The organism is Tepidimonas sp. (assembly GCF_046292505.1).
Classification (GTDB): domain Bacteria; phylum Pseudomonadota; class Gammaproteobacteria; order Burkholderiales; family Burkholderiaceae_C; genus Tepidimonas.
In genome coordinates this window covers 1-259 of record NZ_JBKBQX010000227.1, presented here as the reverse complement: position 1 = coordinate 259, position 259 = coordinate 1, and the positions used below count along the sequence as shown (strand labels likewise).

At 62.9% G+C, this 259-nt stretch carries 1 protein-coding gene; it reads right to left on the bottom strand.

The window, feature by feature from the left end; translation table 11 throughout:
* Positions 1-259: dihydroxy-acid dehydratase (locus ACK4TH_RS12930; protein ID WP_409627021.1), on the bottom strand; the 259-nt coding region annotated here is incomplete at both ends.

Below are 259 nucleotides of genomic sequence, written 5' to 3'. Positions count from 1 at the left end.
TGGAGAGGCCGGACGTGCCGCCGGAGAAGCGGCCATCCGTGATCAGAGCACATTCCTTGCCGAGCCGCATCGATTTCAGATACGAGGTCGGGTAGAGCATTTCCTGCATGCCGGGGCCGCCGCGCGGGCCTTCATAGCGCACGATGACGACATCACCCGCCTTCACCTGCTTGCCGAGGATGCGCTTGCAGGCTTCTTCCTGGCTTTCGCAGACGATGGCCGGGCCGGAGAATTTCAGGATACTGTCATCCACGCCGGC